The sequence below is a fragment of the Sphingomonas sp. CBMAI 2297 genome (genome assembly GCF_029870595.1).
Lineage (GTDB): Bacteria > Pseudomonadota > Alphaproteobacteria > Sphingomonadales > Sphingomonadaceae > Sphingomonas.
In genome coordinates this window covers 26,832-41,975 of the sequence record NZ_JAPDIR010000021.1, presented here as the reverse complement: position 1 = coordinate 41,975, position 15,144 = coordinate 26,832, and the positions used below count along the sequence as shown (strand labels likewise).

15 protein-coding genes and 2 riboswitches are annotated in these 15,144 nt (G+C 71.5%); all 15 genes read left to right on the top strand.

Features of this window, described 5'->3' with window-relative positions; translation table 11 throughout:
• The first annotated feature begins 25 nt into the window (after positions 1 to 25).
• A riboswitch (cobalamin riboswitch) is annotated at positions 26 to 249 on the top strand.
• 167 nt (positions 250 to 416) lie between these two features.
• The 15 genes from OMP43_RS20935 (at position 417) to OMP43_RS20865 (ending at position 15,143) form a co-directional block, all read left to right on the top strand.
• Positions 417 to 2,357: a TonB-dependent receptor gene (locus OMP43_RS20935; protein ID WP_280281492.1), complete on the top strand. Its 1,941-nt coding sequence runs from the start codon at positions 417 to 419 to the stop codon at positions 2,355 to 2,357.
• Positions 2,358 to 2,377: 20 nt separating this feature from the next.
• Positions 2,378 to 2,986 (top strand): cob(I)yrinic acid a,c-diamide adenosyltransferase, encoded by a 609-nt coding sequence (gene cobO, locus OMP43_RS20930; protein ID WP_280281491.1) that lies wholly within the window; start codon positions 2,378 to 2,380, stop codon positions 2,984 to 2,986.
• Entirely contained in the window at positions 2,986 to 3,843 is an 858-nt protein-coding gene (locus OMP43_RS20925) for an ABC transporter substrate-binding protein (RefSeq protein ID WP_280281490.1), read from the top strand. The genes cobO and OMP43_RS20925 overlap by 1 nt, the downstream gene beginning before the upstream one ends.
• A complete protein-coding gene (locus OMP43_RS20920; RefSeq protein ID WP_280281489.1) occupies positions 3,840 to 4,832 on the top strand; it encodes an iron ABC transporter permease in 993 nt (330 codons plus the stop codon). Before OMP43_RS20925 ends, OMP43_RS20920 begins: the two co-directional genes overlap by 4 nt.
• Positions 4,826 to 5,599 carry an ABC transporter ATP-binding protein gene (locus OMP43_RS20915; protein ID WP_280281488.1) on the top strand — a complete coding sequence of 258 codons (774 nt, stop codon included), beginning with the start codon at positions 4,826 to 4,828 and terminating at the stop codon, positions 5,597 to 5,599. The genes OMP43_RS20920 and OMP43_RS20915 overlap by 7 nt, the downstream gene beginning before the upstream one ends.
• Positions 5,596 to 6,288 carry a phytanoyl-CoA dioxygenase family protein gene (locus OMP43_RS20910; RefSeq protein WP_280281487.1) on the top strand — a complete coding sequence of 231 codons (693 nt, stop codon included), beginning with the start codon at positions 5,596 to 5,598 and terminating at the stop codon, positions 6,286 to 6,288. Before OMP43_RS20915 ends, OMP43_RS20910 begins: the two co-directional genes overlap by 4 nt.
• A riboswitch (cobalamin riboswitch) is annotated at positions 6,287 to 6,471 on the top strand. It overlaps the preceding gene by 2 nt.
• Before the next feature lie 143 nt (positions 6,472 to 6,614).
• Positions 6,615 to 8,570: a TonB-dependent receptor gene (locus OMP43_RS20905; RefSeq protein WP_280281486.1), complete on the top strand. Its 1,956-nt coding sequence runs from the start codon at positions 6,615 to 6,617 to the stop codon at positions 8,568 to 8,570.
• 14 nt (positions 8,571 to 8,584) lie between these two features.
• Positions 8,585 to 9,121, top strand: coding sequence for a hypothetical protein (locus OMP43_RS20900; protein ID WP_280281485.1), 537 nt, complete (start codon positions 8,585 to 8,587; stop codon positions 9,119 to 9,121).
• Positions 9,121 to 9,528 (top strand): DUF1636 domain-containing protein, encoded by a 408-nt coding sequence (locus OMP43_RS20895; protein WP_280281484.1) that lies wholly within the window; start codon positions 9,121 to 9,123, stop codon positions 9,526 to 9,528. Before OMP43_RS20900 ends, OMP43_RS20895 begins: the two co-directional genes overlap by 1 nt.
• Positions 9,525 to 10,538: a nicotinate-nucleotide--dimethylbenzimidazole phosphoribosyltransferase gene (gene cobT / locus OMP43_RS20890; RefSeq protein WP_280281483.1), complete on the top strand. Its 1,014-nt coding sequence runs from the start codon at positions 9,525 to 9,527 to the stop codon at positions 10,536 to 10,538. Before OMP43_RS20895 ends, cobT begins: the two co-directional genes overlap by 4 nt.
• A complete protein-coding gene (locus tag OMP43_RS20885; protein WP_280281482.1) occupies positions 10,535 to 11,089 on the top strand; it encodes a histidine phosphatase family protein in 555 nt (184 codons plus the stop codon). The genes cobT and OMP43_RS20885 overlap by 4 nt, the downstream gene beginning before the upstream one ends.
• Positions 11,086 to 11,805, top strand: a complete 720-nt coding sequence (locus tag OMP43_RS20880; protein WP_280281481.1) for an adenosylcobinamide-GDP ribazoletransferase — start codon at positions 11,086 to 11,088, stop codon at positions 11,803 to 11,805. The genes OMP43_RS20885 and OMP43_RS20880 overlap by 4 nt, the downstream gene beginning before the upstream one ends.
• The gene (locus OMP43_RS20875) at positions 11,802 to 12,767 is read left to right on the top strand and encodes an aminotransferase class I/II-fold pyridoxal phosphate-dependent enzyme (protein WP_280281480.1); all 966 of its coding nucleotides are present in this window, start codon (positions 11,802 to 11,804) and stop codon (positions 12,765 to 12,767) included. The genes OMP43_RS20880 and OMP43_RS20875 overlap by 4 nt, the downstream gene beginning before the upstream one ends.
• On the top strand, positions 12,760 to 13,698 hold the full coding sequence (gene cbiB / locus OMP43_RS20870) for an adenosylcobinamide-phosphate synthase CbiB (protein WP_280281479.1): 939 nt from the start codon (positions 12,760 to 12,762) through the stop codon (positions 13,696 to 13,698). Before OMP43_RS20875 ends, cbiB begins: the two co-directional genes overlap by 8 nt.
• Positions 13,686 to 15,143 carry a cobyric acid synthase gene (locus OMP43_RS20865; RefSeq protein WP_280281478.1) on the top strand — a complete coding sequence of 486 codons (1,458 nt, stop codon included), beginning with the start codon at positions 13,686 to 13,688 and terminating at the stop codon, positions 15,141 to 15,143. The genes cbiB and OMP43_RS20865 overlap by 13 nt, the downstream gene beginning before the upstream one ends.
• The last annotated feature ends 1 nt before the right edge of the window (position 15,144 follow it).

Here is a 15,144-nt window from a genome sequence, read left to right as displayed (position 1 = left end):
CCGCGCCGTGGGGCGGCTCCGCCCTCCACGACATGATCGCGCCGGTGCCCCGAAAGGGGCTTAAACGGGAATGCGGTGCGGACGGGCCTTCCGTCCAATTCCGCGGCTGTCCCTGCAACTGTAAGCGGCGAGCGCGATGCACTTGCCCCCCGATTCGAGGGGGCGGCCACTGGATCGCCGATCCGGGAAGGCCGTGCATCGCGCCCTGACCCGCGAGCCAGGAGACCTGCCGGCGCAACGGTCGCTCTTGCCCTGGTCCAGGGGATGGCCAAGGCACGGTATCTCTCCGTCTGAGCGACGACCAAGCGGCCGGGGCCGCTTCGGTGCCGTGCGACGGGCAAGTGCCCGCCCGTCGCCCGCATCGGCCGTTCGCGGCAGGCCCCGCCCTCGTTGCACGGGCGCAGGGGGGACTACCCATGTTGAAGACCAGTTTCGTCTCGCTGATCGCGATCGCCGCCGCCATGCCGGCGCATGCGCAGAATGCCGACCAGGCGGCCGACCCGCAGGACGCGATCATCGTCACCGCCTCGCGCTCGGGCGAGGGCGTCGAGCTCAGGAACCTGCCCGCCTCGGCCACGGTGATCGACGCGGAAGCGCTCGACCAGCGCCAGACGCGCATCGTCTCCGACGTGCTGCGCGACGTGCCCGGCGTCGCGGTCAGCCGCATCGGCGCGATCGGCGGCCAGACCCAGCTGCGGATCCGCGGCAGCGAGGCCAATCACGTCCTCGTCCTGATCGACGGGATCGAGGCGGCGGACCCCTATTATGGCGAATATGATCTCGGCACGCTGATCGCCGATCCGGCCGCCCGGATCGAAGTGCTGCGCGGCCAGCAATCGTCGCTCTACGGATCGGACGCGATCGGCGGCGTGGTCAACTATATCACGCTCTCGGGCCGCGAGGCGCCGGGATACAGCGCCCGCGCCGAGGGCGGCTCGTTCGGCACCTTCAGCGGCGCCGCGCGCGCGGCCGGCGCCTCGGGCACGCTGGACTATGCGGTCTCGGGCAGCTGGTATCACACCAGGGGCTATCCGACGGCGCGGGGCGGCACGCGCGACATCGGCTCGGACAGCGTCGGCGCCAGCGCCAAGCTGGGCTGGACGCCCATGACCAACCTGAAGGTCACCGGCGTGCTGCGCTACAGCAATACCGATGCGGAGACCAACAACAGCGAGAGCAATCCCGCCAGCCCGCGCTTCGGCTACACGGTCGACAGCCCCGGCGTGCGCTTCACCAACGAAGCGTTCTACGGCCTGCTCAGCGCCGAGCTGACCGCGCTCGACGGCCGCTGGACCAACACGCTTTCGGGCCAGTTCGCCGACACCACCCGCACCGGCTACAAGCCGGGCGGAGTCGATTATGGCGACAAGGGCCAGCGCTACAAGGGATCGTTCGTCTCGAGCTTCCGCTTCGGCACCGATGCGATCACCCACCGCCTGACCGCCGCGCTCGACTGGGAGCGCGAGCAGTTCCGCAACACGACCCCGTCGACAGGCTCGCCCTTCGACGCGTTTCGCGGCCGGCGCAGCACCGACAATCTCGGCCTGGTCGGCCAATATGAGCTGACCGCGGGCGCTTTCACCGGCGGCGCCTCGGTGCGGCACGACGACAATAACCGCTTCGCGAACGCGACCACCTGGCGCGTCCAGGCCGGCTATCGCCTGCCCACCGACACGCGCGTCCATGCCGCCTATGGCACCGGCGTGAAGAACCCCGGCTATTACGAGCTCTTCGGCTATTCGAGCGGCACCTATATCGGCAATCCGAACCTCAGGCCGGAAAAGTCCAAGGGCTGGGAAGCGGGCATCGAGCAGAGCTTCTGGAACGACAAGGCGACGATCGGCGCGACCTATTTCGATTCCAAGCTCACCGACGAGATCTACATCACCTATCCGGCGCCGAGCTACACCGCGACGCCCGGCAACCGCACCACCGATTCGAAGCAGCACGGCGTCGAGGTGACCGCCAGCCTGCGTCCGATCCGCCAGCTCCGCATCGACGCGGCCTATACCCATCTGAAGGCGACCGAGGCCGGCGTCACCGAGGTTCGCCGCCCCGGCGACATGGCCAGCGTCAATGCCACGCTGTTCAGCAGGGACGAGCGTTTCTCGACCACGCTGACGGTGCGCTACAATGGCCGCATGGACGACCTGGCCTATATCGATCCCAGCTATGTGCCGGTGCGCGTCTCGCTCAAGCCGTTCACGCTGGTGAACCTCAATGCCCAGTACCGGCTGAGCGACCGCTTCTCGGTGTTCGGGCGCGTCGAGAACCTGTTCGACGTGAAATATGAGGAAGTGTTCAGCTTCGCGACGCCGGGCGCGGCCGCCTATGGCGGCGTGCGCGTCGCCTTCTGAAGCGCAGGGGGGAAGCGGCCGTGAAGCAACGTACCGACGCAGAACACAATGCGAAGATGAAGAAGGTCCAGGCCGCCCAGGCCAGGAAGATCGCCACCAAGACGGTGGAGAAGGGCCTGGTCATCGTCCATACCGGGCCGGGCAAGGGCAAGACCTCCGCCGCGCTCGGCATGGCGGTGCGCGCGATCGGGCACGGCATGAAGGTGGGCATGGTCCAGTTCGTGAAGGGCGCGATGGCCACCGGCGAGAAGGCTGTGTTCGACCGCTTCCCCGAGCTGATCGAGTTCAAGCCGATGGGCGAGGGCTTCACCTGGGACACGCAGGACCGCGCGCGCGACATCGCCGTCGCGCGCGAAGCCTGGGAAGAGGTGAAGCGGATGATCGCCGATCCGGACTATGCGATGGTGATCGCCGACGAGCTCAACATCGTGCTGCGCTACGACTATCTGCCGACGGACGAAGTGCTCGCGGCGCTGGCCGCCAAGCCGGCGATGAAGCACGTGATCATCACCGGCCGCAACGCGCCCCAGGCGCTGATCGACGCCGCCGACCTCGTCACCGAGATGGCCCAGGTGAAGCACCCCTTCCGCGAGCAGAACGTCAAGGCGCAGGCGGGGATCGAGTTCTGATGGCATCGGCCAAGCTCCTGGCCCTGCCGCTGCTCGCCCTGGGCGGCGCGGCGCTATGGGCCGGCGCGCCGGCATCGGCCCCGCCCGCCGGCAAGCCGAAGCGGATCGTCTCGATCAACCTGTGCGCCGACCAGCTCGTCCTGGCGCTCGCCGATCGCGGCCAGATCGCGGGGGTCACCCGCAACGCCACCGATGCGGAGATGTCCGGCGAGGCGGCGAAGGCGCGCGGGCTGCCGGTGCTGAAGAATTCGGCCGAGCAGATCCTCGCGATCGATCCCGACCTGATCATCGGCATGCCCGCCAGCCGCAGCGCGCCGATGCGCGCGCTGAGGGGGCATTCCTACCATCTGCTCGATCTCGAGACCGCCAGCACGGTCGACGAGATCTACACCTCGATCCGCCAGACCGCGGTGGCGGTCGGCCATCCCGAGCGTGGCGAGGCGCTGGTCGCGCGGATGGCGGGGCAGCTTGCCGGGGTCGGCCGGCCGGGCGGCGGCAAGGTCGCGGCCTATTATCAGCGCCGCGGCTTCATGACCGGCACCGGCACGCTGATCGACGATCTGATGCGGCGCATGGGGCTGGTGAACCTGGCGGCGAAGCTCGGCAAGCCGCCGCTCTCGCAGCTGAGCATCGAGGAGATGGTGGCGGCCCGGCCCGACTATCTGATCGTCGAGAGCGCGACCGACAAGGTCGCCGACCAGGGCACCGAGATGCTCCACCACCCGGCGCTGGCGGGCATCCCCCGGATCAGCATCCCCCAGGCCTGGACGGTCTGCGGCAGCCCCGCCTATGTCGATGCCGCGCGGGGAATGGCGCGGCAGCTGGCCCGTTTTCAGGATCGGACCCACGCCCGATGACACTCTCCCGCCCCTTGCTGATCGCCGGGCTGCTGGCCCTGACGCTGGCCGCCGCGATCGGATCGCTCCTGTTCGGGCCGGTCCATCTGTCGCTCGCCCGGATGTTCGCCGCCTTTGCCGGCCATGGCGACCGGATCGCCACCACCATCCTGCTCGAGCTGCGCCTGCCGCGCATGCTGCTGGGCCTGGGCGTGGGCGCGATGCTCGGCCTGGCCGGTGCGGCGCTGCAGGGCTATCTGCGCAACCCGCTCGCCGAGCCATCGGTGCTGGGCACCTCCAATGCCGCGTCGCTCGGCGCGGTCGCCGCGCTCTATTTCGGGCTGGCCGAGCTGCATCCGGTGGTGCTGCCGGCGCTGGCGGTGCTGGGCGCCCTGCTCTCGCTGGCCGGCCTGTCGGCGCTGGCCGGGCGCTCGGAGAGTCCGCTCACCCTGATCCTGGCCGGCATCGCGATCGCCACCTTGGCCACGGCCGGAGTCAGCCTGGCGCTCAACCTCTCGCCCAATCCCTTCGCGGCGATGGAGATCATGACCTGGCTGCTGGGCAGCCTGGAGAACCGCTCGTTCGCGCATGTCTGGATCGCCTTTCCCTGCATCGCGATCGGCGCGGCGCTGCTGCTGTGGGACGGGCGGGCGCTCGACGCGCTGACCTTGGGCGAGGACGGCGCGCAGGCGCTCGGCGTCGATCTGCGGCGCACTCGCATCCGGCTGCTGCTCGGCACCGCGATCGGCGTGGGCGGCGCGGTGGCGGTGTCGGGCGCGATCGGCTTTGTCGGCCTGATCGTGCCGCACCTGATCCGCCCGCTCACCGATCGCAGCCCTTCGGCGATCCTGATCCCCTCGGCGATCGGCGGCGCGGCCCTGCTCACTCTGGCCGATCTCGCGGTGCGGCTGATCGACACCCGGAACGAACTCAAGCTCGGCGTCGTCACGGCCTTTCTCGGCGTGCCGGTCTTCCTGATCCACCTGATGCGGGAGCGCCGGCTATGGTGAGCATAAGCCTCGAGAACGTCGCCGTCGCGCTCGGGAAACGTATCGTGGTGCAAAATGCCGGCACCCGATTCGCGCCCGGAACGCTGACCGGCATCGTCGGTCCGAACGGCGCCGGCAAGTCGACCCTGGCCCGCGCGATGCTGGCGCTGGTGCCGCATACGGGCCGCATCCTGGTCGATGACGCGGAGGTGGCGACGATGCCGCGCGCCGAGCTGGCCCGGCGCGTCGCCTATCTGCCCCAGGGCCAGACGCTGCACTGGCCGCTCACCGTGGAGCGGCTGGTCGAGCTCGGCCGGCTGCCGCATCTCGCCCCGATGTCGCGGATCGGCGATGCCGACGGTGCCGCGATCGAACGGGCGATGGCGCGCGCCGATGTCGCGAACCTGCGCGACCGGGTCGCCACCGAACTGTCCGGCGGCGAGCGCGCCCGCGTCCTGCTCGCCCGCGCGCTGGCGGTGGAGGCGCCCGCGCTGATCGCCGACGAGCCGCTCGCCAGCCTCGACCCCGGCCACCAGATCGACGTGATGGAACTGCTCCATGGCGAGGCGCGCGCCGGCGGCCTGGTGATCGCGGTGCTGCACGACCTCACCATGGCCGCGCGCTATTGCGACCGGCTGGTGCTGATCGACCGGGGCACCCTGGTCGCCGACGGCACGCCCGCCGAGGTGCTCACTCCGGCCAATCTCAAGGCCGTCTATGGCATCGATGCGCGCGTCGAGCTCACCGGCGACTGGCCGACGATCACCACGCTGGGCCGCAGCCGGTGAGCGACACCGCCTTCTACCGCGCGCAGGGCCATGTCGCGCTGCCGCTGTTCGATCGCGCCCTGGTGGAGGCCGCCCAGGCCGACATCGCCGAGCATATCGACCGGCTCTCGCGCGCCATGTACCTGCCCTTCGACAAAAGCTGCCCCGATGCCCCGCTCGCGGAGCGGCTCGACCGGATCTATGCGCACGACCGCAGCCAGGCAAACCTGCTGCGCGTGGCGATCTGCACCGATGCGCATCGCGGGCCCCGCCTCCAGGCGATCGCCAACGATCCGCGCCTGCATGCCGAAGCCGAGCGGATCGGCGAGCGCGCGCTGGCCGGCAAGGTCGTCCGCGTCCGCGCCAGCATCGCCAGCTTTCCCGAGCACCGCCACGCCTGGCACAGCGACGTCGCCCGCGACGACGGCACGTCCTGCGGCCAGGTCTGGACCACGGCCTGGATCCCGCTGTGCGATGCCGGCCCCGGCAATGGCGGGCTGGAGATCATCCCCGGCCGCCAGCCCGCGCCGCTCGCCAGCGAGACCGATGGCGGCCTCAGGATCACCGAGGAAGCGATCGCCGGCATGCCGCGCCTCCAGCCGGAATGCCCGGCCGGCACCGTGCTGTTCCTCGATCGCTTCACGCCGCACCGCACGCTCCCCGCGGGCAAGGCGCGCTTCGCGCTTGTCGTCTGGATGAAGGCCGCCTAAGGGCAGCGCCGCGACAGGTTCCCCGGAGACGGGGATGAAAAGGGAACGGGACAATCCCGGCTGCCCCTGCAACTGTAAGCGGCGAGCCATCGGCCTCATGCCATTGGGTGTTGCACCCGAGAAGGCGGCCGGACCGGCAACGACCCGCGAGCCAGGAGACCTGCCCGTCGCGGTCGTCTTTCGTGCGGACAGGGTGTGCCGGGCGGACGGGGGTGAACCCGAGCGACGACAGGCTTGGCCGCGTGCGTGCGCGGTCGATGTCGCTCGCCCCACAGGGCATCGGCATCGGCCCTGTGCGCGTGCGGCGTCGTTATGGGTTGCACGCAATGAAGTCCGTTTTCCGTTTCTCCGCCTCGCTCCTCGCCCTGGCCGCCGCGCCCGCGGCCTTCGCCCAGCAGGCGCCCGCGCCCGACGCGGCGGCGGCCGAGGACAGCGACCAGATCACCGTCACCGCCGCCCGCGCGCCGGTGAACATCGATCAGGTCCCCGCCTCGATCACCGTGCTCGACAAGGCGGCGATCGACCGCAGCCAGGATATCGGCGCGACCGAGCTGCTGCTGCGCACGCCCGGCATCAGCATCTCGCGCAACGGCGGCTATGGCACCGCCACGTCGCTGCGCATCCGCGGCGCCGAGGCCGATCAGACCGTGGTGGTGATCGACGGGGTGAAGCTCAACGATCCCGCGGCCACCGGCGGCGGCTATAATTTCGCCAACCTGCTGGTCGGCGACGCATCGCGCATCGAAGTGCTGCGCGGCCCCCAGTCGATCCTGTGGGGCAGCCAGGCGATCGGCGGCGTGGTCAACATCGTCACCGCCGCGCCGGAGAAGGCGCTGGAAGGCAGCTTCGACATCGAGGCCGGCTCGCGCGAGACGGTGAGCGCCCGCGCCGCGATCGGCGGCCGCACCGGCCCCCTGAGCTGGCGCCTCGGCGGCCAGAGCTTCACCACCGCCGGCATCTCCGCGATCGCCCCGGCGTTCGGCGGCAAGGAGACCGACGGCTACACCAATCGCAGCGCCACCGGCCGCGCCGAGCTCGCGCTGGCGAGCAACCTCAGCGTCGAGGTGCGCGGCTATTATTCGAGGGGCCATACCGAGATCGACGCGACCACCGGCGACAGCAGCGACTATTCGCTGAACGAGGAGTTCGTCGGCTATGCGGGCGTGAATCTCGACCTGCTGGACGGCCGGCTGCGCAACCGCTTCGCCTATGCCTATACCGACACCGATCGCGACAGCTACGGCCCCACCCGCGCCCGCCCGCTCAGCTTCGAATCCAACGGCCGCAACCAGCGGCTGGAATATCAGGGCAGCTTCGCCTTCACCAAGCGCATCTCGGCGGTATTCGGGCTGGAGAACGAGAATTCCAGGTTCCGCAGCCGCTCGCCCGCGGCCTCACTCGCCACGCCGCTCCCGGCATTCGCGCGCGGCAATGCCGAGATCACCAGCGCCTATGCCCAGCTGAGCGTCGAGCCGATCGACGGCCTCACGCTCAACGGCGGCATCCGCTATGACGATCACAACCGCTTCGGCGGCCAGACCCTGTTCGCGGCGGGCGGCGTGTGGCGCCTGTCGACCGGCACGATCCTGCGCGCCAGCTATGGCGAGGGCTTCAAGGCGCCGACGCTCTACCAGCAGTTCAGCGAATATGGGAACACCGCGCTCGATCCCGAACGGGCCAATGGCTGGGAAGCCGGCGTCGAGCAGCAGCTGTTCGGCCGCGCGCTGACCTTCGGCGCGACTTGGTTCGAGCGCACCACCACCAGCCAGATCATCTTCAACAGCTGCACGCCCAGCTCGACCGTGCCGCTCTGCTTCGTGCCGGGCACCACCACCCGCCGCTCGGGCTATTATTCGAACGTCTCGCGCGCCGAGGCGCATGGCATCGAGGCCGCGGGTGCGCTCAAGCTGGGCGGCTTCACGCTCGACGGCAATTACAGCTGGATCGTCGCGGAGGATCGCTCGCCGGGCACCGCCAATTTCGGCAAGTGGCTGCCGCGCCGCCCGCAGAACAGCGCCAACGGCTCGATCAGCTACACTTTCCCCTTCGGCCTCACCACCGGTGCCGCGGTGCGCTGGTCGGGGCACAGCTTCGACAATGCGGCCAACACCACCCGGCTCGACGGCTATACGCTGGTCGACCTGCGCGCCGAGCTGAAGGCCGGCGACAATCTCAGCGTCTTCGCCCGCGCCGAGAACCTGTTCGACGAGACCTACATGACCGCCTATCGCTACGGCACGCTGGGCCGCAGCATCTATGCCGGCATTCGCGGGCGCTTCTGATGGGAGAAGGCAATATGACGCAGGCACGCGCTTCCACGCTCTGGATCATGCTCCTCACGCTCGCGAGCATGGCGACGAGCTTCGCCCTTGCCTGCACGGCCCCGGTCGCGGCGCTCGCAGCGCTGGCGGCGGTGCACATGCGCCGGCGCGACGGGATCGCGCTGGCGCTCGCCGCCTGGGGCGCGAACCAGGCGGTGGGCTTCCTGTTCCTCCATTATCCGCACGATCCGAAGACCCTGCTCTGGGGCCTGGGGCTCGGCACCGCGGCGGCGGGGTCGGCGATCGGCGCCTATGCGGCGCTCGCCCGGCTGCGGCTGGGGTCGACTCCGGTCCGGCTCGCCATCGCCTATGTCGCGGCGTTCGTGGCGGGCAAGCTGGTGACCCTGTGCTGGGCGACGGTGCTGGGCGGCGTGGCGATCACGCTTCATCCGGGCTATTCGCTCGACCAGTTCCTGCGCAACGGCGCGATCCTGATCGGGCTCTACGCCTTCTACCACCTGCTGCGCGCGCTCGGCATGCCCGCGCCGCGCCAGCAGCTCGCCGCCGCCTGATGCTGAAGCGCGTCGCGGACGGCCCGGCGGTCGTCGCCTGCAACACCTGTCGCCATGCCGCGGACGCGCGCGAGGATGGCGAAGGCGTGCGCGGCGGCGCCCGGCTGGTCGCCGCCCTGCGCGCGGTCCAGGCGAGCGACCCGCGCTATGCCGGCATCGCCGTGCAGGAAATGCCCTGCCTGTTCGCCTGCACCGATTTCTGCACCGTGCATCTGCGCGCGCCGGGCAAGGTCGGCTATGTCCTCGGGCGGTTCACGCCGGGCGAGGAGAGCGCGCGCGCCATTCTCGATTATGCCGTGCACCATGCGGCGAGCGAGCATGGCCGCGTCCCCTACTCCGCCTGGCCCGAGGGGATTAAGGGCCATTTCATCACCCGCACCCCACCCGCTGGATTCGTCGCCGAATGACCTTTGCCTCGCCTGCCGATTTCCGCACCGCGCTCGCCGATCTGCGCGGCCCCGACCAGGGCGCCATCGCTGCCGCCCGTGCCCGCCAGGCCGAACTGACCAAGCCGGCGGGCTCGCTCGGCCGGCTCGAGGAGATCGCGATCTTCCTCGCCGGCTGGCAGGGCACCGCAAGGCCCGGGATCGCGCGCGCCCGCACCGCGATCTTCGCCGGCAATCACGGCGTGACCGTGCACGGCGTCAGTGCGTTCCCGGCAAGCGTGACGGCGCAGATGGTCGCCAATTTCGAGGCCGGCGGCGCGGCGATCAACGCGCTGTCGGGCGCGGCCGGGCTGGAGCTGCATGTGACCGCGCTCGATCTCGACACGCCGACCGCCAACTTCACCATCGCCCCCGCGATGACCGAGGTCGAATGCCTCGCCGCGCTCGATGCCGGCGCCGCGGCGGTGACCGGGGACCTCGACCTGCTCACCATCGGCGAGATGGGCATCGGCAACTCCACCGCCGCCGCCGCGCTCTGCCTGCGCAGCTTCGGCGGCACGGCGGCGGACTGGATCGGCCCGGGCACCGGCGTGGATGCGGAAGGAATCGCGCGCAAGGCCGCGGTGGTCGAGCGCGCCCGCGCCCGCCACGCCGAAGCGCCCGCCGATGCGTTCGAGACGCTGCGCAGGGTCGGAGGACGCGAGATCGCCGCTATCGCCGGGGCCGTGCTGCGCGCGCGCCAGCTGGGCATTCCGGTGGTGCTCGACGGCTTTATCGGCAGCGCGGCGATCGCCCCGCTCGCCGCCGACAACCCCGCGATCGTCGCGCACTGCATCGCCGGCCATGTCTCGGCCGAGCCCGGCCATGCCCGCCTGCTCGCCCGGCTCGGGCTGGAGCCGCTGCTGGCGCTCGGCATGCGGCTGGGCGAGGGCAGCGGCGCGGCGGTGGCGGTGGGCGTCATCCGCGCCGCGCTGGCCGCGCACGACCAGATGGCGACTTTCGCCGAGGCCCGGATATCCGGATCGCTGTGACCGGCTTCGCCCTCCATCTGCTGCGCCACGGCGCGCCCGTGCTGCCCGGGCGGCTGATGGGCCACACCGATTGCGCGCCGACGGCCGACGGCATCGCGGCATGCGCGGCACAGGCGGCGGACCTGGGCGCCGCGCATATCGTGACTTCGGACCTGCACCGCGCCCGCGCGGCGGCCGAGGCGATCGGGACGCCGGTCGTCGACCGGCGCTGGCGCGAGCTGGACTTCGGCGCCTGGGACGGGCTGGCGCCGGACCAGATCGATCCCGACGCGCTCGCCCGCTTCTGGGCGGACCCGGATGCCAATCCGCCGCCAGGCGGCGAGCGCTGGTCGGCGCTGGTCGCCCGCATCGCCGCGGCGATCGATGCGCTGGCCCCGGCGCCCACCCTGGTCGTCACCCATGGCGGCGCGATCCGGGCCGCGCTGCATGTGCTCTGCGGCTTCGAGCAGGCCCGGCTCTGGGCGTTCGACCTGCCTTATGGCGTGCTCGTCTCGCTGCGGATTTGGCCGGGCGCGCGGCCGAACGCCCAGATCGTCGGGATCTATCCATGAAGGGGCTGATCGTCGCGATCCAGTTCCTGACGCGGCTGCCGACGCCGCGAATCGCCGTGAGCGCCGCGGAATTCGCCGCCGCGATGCGCTGGTTCCCGGCGGTGGGGCTGATCCTGGGCGCGATCGTCGCGGCCGGCTGCCGGGCCGGGGCGGAGATCGACCCCTGGACGGCGGCGCTCGCCGGGCTGGCGCTGTGGGTAGCGGTCACCGGCGCGCTGCATCTCGACGGGCTGAGCGATGTCGCCGATGCCTGCGGGGCCGCGCACAAGGACCGCGAGCGCATCCTGGCGGTGCTCGCCGATCCGCATATCGGCAGCTTCGGCGCCGTGGCGATCGGGCTGCAGCTGCTCGCCAAGCTGCTGCTGCTCCACGCGCTGGTCGCCGCGAACGCCTATGCCGCCATTGCCCTGATCCCCTTCGCCGCACGCATCGGGCCGCTGTTCTGGACGCGCTGGCTGCCCGATCTTCATGCCGGTCTCGCCGCGCGATTCCGCGACGCGGTCGACCCGCTCGACCTGGCGATCTGGACATTGGCGCTGCTCGCCGCCGCCTGGTTCTCGCCCAGCCTGCTCGCCACGCCGCTGCTGCTGTTCGGCTGGGCCGCCTGGCTGTGGCGCAAGCTTGGCGGCATTTCGGGCGACGGCCATGGCGGCGGAATCGAAGTGACCGAGACCGGGCTGCTGCTCGCGGCGCTGCTCCTGGCCCGGCTCGCATGAGCCGCTGGACCTGGCATGGCGGCGGGATCGAAGCCGCGCGGCGGCATTTCGGCGGAGACGACTGGCTCGACTTGTCGACCGGCATCAATCCCCAGCCCTGGCCCGGCGCCGACACCCTGGCGATCGACTGGCGGCGCCTGCCCGAGCGCCACGAGCTCGCTGCGCTCGAAACCGCGGCCGCCACGTATTTCGGCCTCGATCCGCGCCATGTCTGCGCCGTGCCGGGCACCGAGATCGGGCTGCGGCTGGTCGGCGGCCTGCTCGGCGGCGCGGCGCAGTTCGTCGCCCCCGGCTATCGCACCCATGGCGAGATGATCGCGCGCGCCGCGCCGACCGATCTCGACGCGGCGCAGGACGGCACGCTGATCCTCGCCAATCCCAACAATCCCGACGGGCGCGTCCTGTCCCCGGCGCGCCTGGAGGAGTTGCTCGACCGGCGCGCCGGCGACGCATGGCTGCTGCTGGACGAAGCCTTTGCCGATGTCGATCCGGCGCCAAGCCTGGCCGGCCGCGTCGGCGATGCCCGCCGGCTGGTGATCTTTCGCTCCTTCGGCAAGTTCTTCGGCCTGGCCGGCGTGCGGCTGGGCTTCGTGCTCGGGCCCGCGCCGCTACTCGACGCGATCCGCGCCGCGCTCGGCGCCTGGCCGGTCTCCGCCGCCGCGATCGCCATCGGCGCCGCGGCCTATCGCGACCGTGCCTGGATCGAGAGGATGCGCGCGCAGCTCCCCGCCCAGGCCGCCGCGCTCGACGCGGTGCTGCGCGAGGCGGGCCACGCCCCGGCCGGCGCCTGCCCGCTCTTCCGCCTGATCGAAGTGGCGGACGGCATGGCCCTGTTCGAGCGACTGGCGCGCCGCGCGATCCTCACCCGCCCCTTCGCCGATCGCCCGCACTGGCTGCGCATCGGCCTGCCGCCCGGCGAGGCCGGCCTCGCCCGGCTTGCGGCGGTGCTGGCCGATGGCTGAGCCGATCGCGCTCGCCGCGCTGGCGCTCGACGCCGCTCTCGGCTGGCCGGACGGGCTCTATCGCCGGATCGGCCATCCCGTCGGCCTGTTCGCGCGGATCATCGCCCGGTGCGAAGCGCTGTGGAACCGGCCCGAGCGCAGCTTCGGCACCCGGCGCCTGCTGGGCCTGCTCACCCTGGCGCTGCTCGTCACGCTCGCCGGCGGCACGGGCTGGATCGTCCAGCACCAGCTGCTTGCGCATCTCGGCCCCTGGGGCTGGCTCGCCGTCGCAGCGTTCGCCTGGCCGGCGCTCGCCCAGCGCAGCCTGTTCGACCATGTCCGCCCGGTCACCCAGGCACTGGCCCGGGGCGAGCTGCCCGCCGCGCGCGAAGCCGTGAGCAGGATCGTCGGCCGCGACACCGCGATGCTCGACGAGACCGGCGTGTCGCGCGCCGCGATCGAGAGCCTGGCCGAAAGCTTCTGCGACGGCGTGGTCGCGCCTGCCTTCTGGCTGCTCCTGCTCGGCCTGCCCGGGGTGTGGGCCTATAAGGCGATCAACACCGCGGACTCGATGATCGGCCATCGCGAGGCGCGCTGGCGGGCGTTCGGCTGGGCGGCCGCGCGCACCGACGACCTGGCCAACCTGGTACCCGCGCGGCTTTCCGGGCTGCTGCTCTGCCTTGCCGGCCCCGGCGGCTGGCGGATATTGTGGCGCGACGCCGGCAACCATGCCTCCCCCAATGCCGGCTGGCCTGAGGCGGCGATGGCCGGCGCGCTGGGGCTGCGCCTTGCCGGCCCGATCGCCTATGACGGGGTGATGCACGACAAGCCCTGGATCGGCGACGGCCGCAGCGACGCGGATGGCGGGGACATCCGCCGCGCGCTGCGCGTCTATGCGCGGGCCTGCCTGCTGCTCTGGCTCGTCGCGGGAGGCCTGGCATGGGCGCGCTGATGCTGCAGGGCACCGGCTCGGACGTCGGCAAGTCGGTGCTGGTCGCCGGGCTCTGCCGCGCCTTCGCCAATCGCGGGCTCGCCGTGCGCCCGTTCAAGCCCCAGAACATGTCGAACAACGCCGCGGTGACGGTGGACGGCGGCGAGATCGGCCGCGCCCAGGCGTTGCAGGCGATCGCCTGCCGGACGGCGCCGCACAGCGACATGAACCCGGTGCTGCTCAAGCCCCAGGCCGATCGCACCTCGCAGCTGATCGTGCAGGGCCGGGTGCGCGGCACGCTCGGCTCGGGCAATTTCCGCGAGGCGCGCGGCGGCCTGATCGCCGAGGTGCTGGCGAGCTACCATCGGCTCCGCGCGGAATGCGACCTGGTGGTGGTCGAAGGCGCCGGATCGCCGGCCGAGATCAACCTGCGCGCCGGCGACATCGCGAACATGGGCTTCGCCCGCGCCGTCGCGGTCCCCGTGGTGCTGGTCGGCGATATCGACCGGGGCGGCGTGATCGCCGCGATCGTCGGCACCCGCACGGTGATCGATCCCGAGGATGCCGCGATGATCCGCGGTTTCCTGATCAACAAGTTCCGCGGCGATCCGGCGCTGTTCGAGGATGGCTATCGCGCGATCGAGGAACGGTCCGGCTGGCCGGGCTTCGGCGTGGTGCCCTGGCTGCCGGCCACCGTCCGCCTGCCGAGCGAGGACGCCGTGGTGCTCGATCGCGCCGCGCCGCGCGGCGGCGGCCGCAGGCTGGTCGCCTGCCCGATCCTGCCGCGGATCGCCAATTTCGACGATCTCGATCCCCTGAAGCTCGAGCCCGGCGTCGAGCTGGCGATGGTGCCGCCCGGCACCCCGATCCCCGGCGATGCCGCGCTGATCGTGCTGCCCGGTTCCAAGGCGACGATCGCCGATCTCGCCTTTCTGCGCGCCCAGGGCTGGGACATCGACATCCGCGCGCATCACCGGCGCGGCGGCGCGGTGCTCGGGCTGTGCGGCGGCTATCAGATGCTCGGGCGCAGTATCGCCGATCCGCTGGGGATCGAAGGGCCGGCAGGGCAGGTCGAAGGGCTCGGCCTGCTCGACGTCGCGACCAGCCTCGCGCCCGCCAAGGTGCTGCGCCAGGTGGCGGGCACCGCGCTTGGCGCACCGGTCCATGGCTATGAGATGCACATGGGCGAGACGACCGGCCCGGACATGGCGCGTCCCTTCGCGCTGCTCGACGGGATCGGCCCCGAAGGCGCGATCAGCCGCGACGGCCTGGCGATGGGCAGCTATCTCCACGGCCTGCTCGCGGCGCCCGAAGCGCGCAGCGCGCTGCTTGCCCGGATCGGCGTGGCCGGGGCCGGGCGCGACCATGCGGCGGACGTCGACGCCGCGCTCGACGAGATCGCCGCCGCGCTCGAGCGCCATGTCGATATCGGCGGATTGCTGGAGCTGGCCCGGGAGATCCCATGAC

Bases quoted from the DNA above. Each gene is read 5' to 3' on its own strand.
- OMP43_RS20935 (WP_280281492.1), top strand. From the start codon at position 417: ATGTTGAAGACCAGTTTCGTCTCGCTGATCGCGATCGCCGCCGCCATG.
- OMP43_RS20875 (WP_280281480.1), top strand. From the start codon at position 11,802: ATGAGCCGCTGGACCTGGCATGGCGGCGGGATCGAAGCCGCGCGGCGG.
- OMP43_RS20865 (WP_280281478.1), top strand. From the start codon at position 13,686: ATGGGCGCGCTGATGCTGCAGGGCACCGGCTCGGACGTCGGCAAGTCG.
- cbiB (WP_280281479.1), top strand. From the start codon at position 12,760: ATGGCTGAGCCGATCGCGCTCGCCGCGCTGGCGCTCGACGCCGCTCTC.
- OMP43_RS20915 (WP_280281488.1), top strand. From the start codon at position 4,826: ATGGTGAGCATAAGCCTCGAGAACGTCGCCGTCGCGCTCGGGAAACGT.
- OMP43_RS20880 (WP_280281481.1), top strand. From the start codon at position 11,086: ATGAAGGGGCTGATCGTCGCGATCCAGTTCCTGACGCGGCTGCCGACG.
- cobT (WP_280281483.1), top strand. From the start codon at position 9,525: ATGACCTTTGCCTCGCCTGCCGATTTCCGCACCGCGCTCGCCGATCTG.
- OMP43_RS20905 (WP_280281486.1), top strand. From the start codon at position 6,615: ATGAAGTCCGTTTTCCGTTTCTCCGCCTCGCTCCTCGCCCTGGCCGCC.
- OMP43_RS20925 (WP_280281490.1), top strand. From the start codon at position 2,986: ATGGCATCGGCCAAGCTCCTGGCCCTGCCGCTGCTCGCCCTGGGCGGC.
- OMP43_RS20895 (WP_280281484.1), top strand. From the start codon at position 9,121: ATGCTGAAGCGCGTCGCGGACGGCCCGGCGGTCGTCGCCTGCAACACC.
- OMP43_RS20920 (WP_280281489.1), top strand. From the start codon at position 3,840: ATGACACTCTCCCGCCCCTTGCTGATCGCCGGGCTGCTGGCCCTGACG.
- OMP43_RS20900 (WP_280281485.1), top strand. From the start codon at position 8,585: ATGACGCAGGCACGCGCTTCCACGCTCTGGATCATGCTCCTCACGCTC.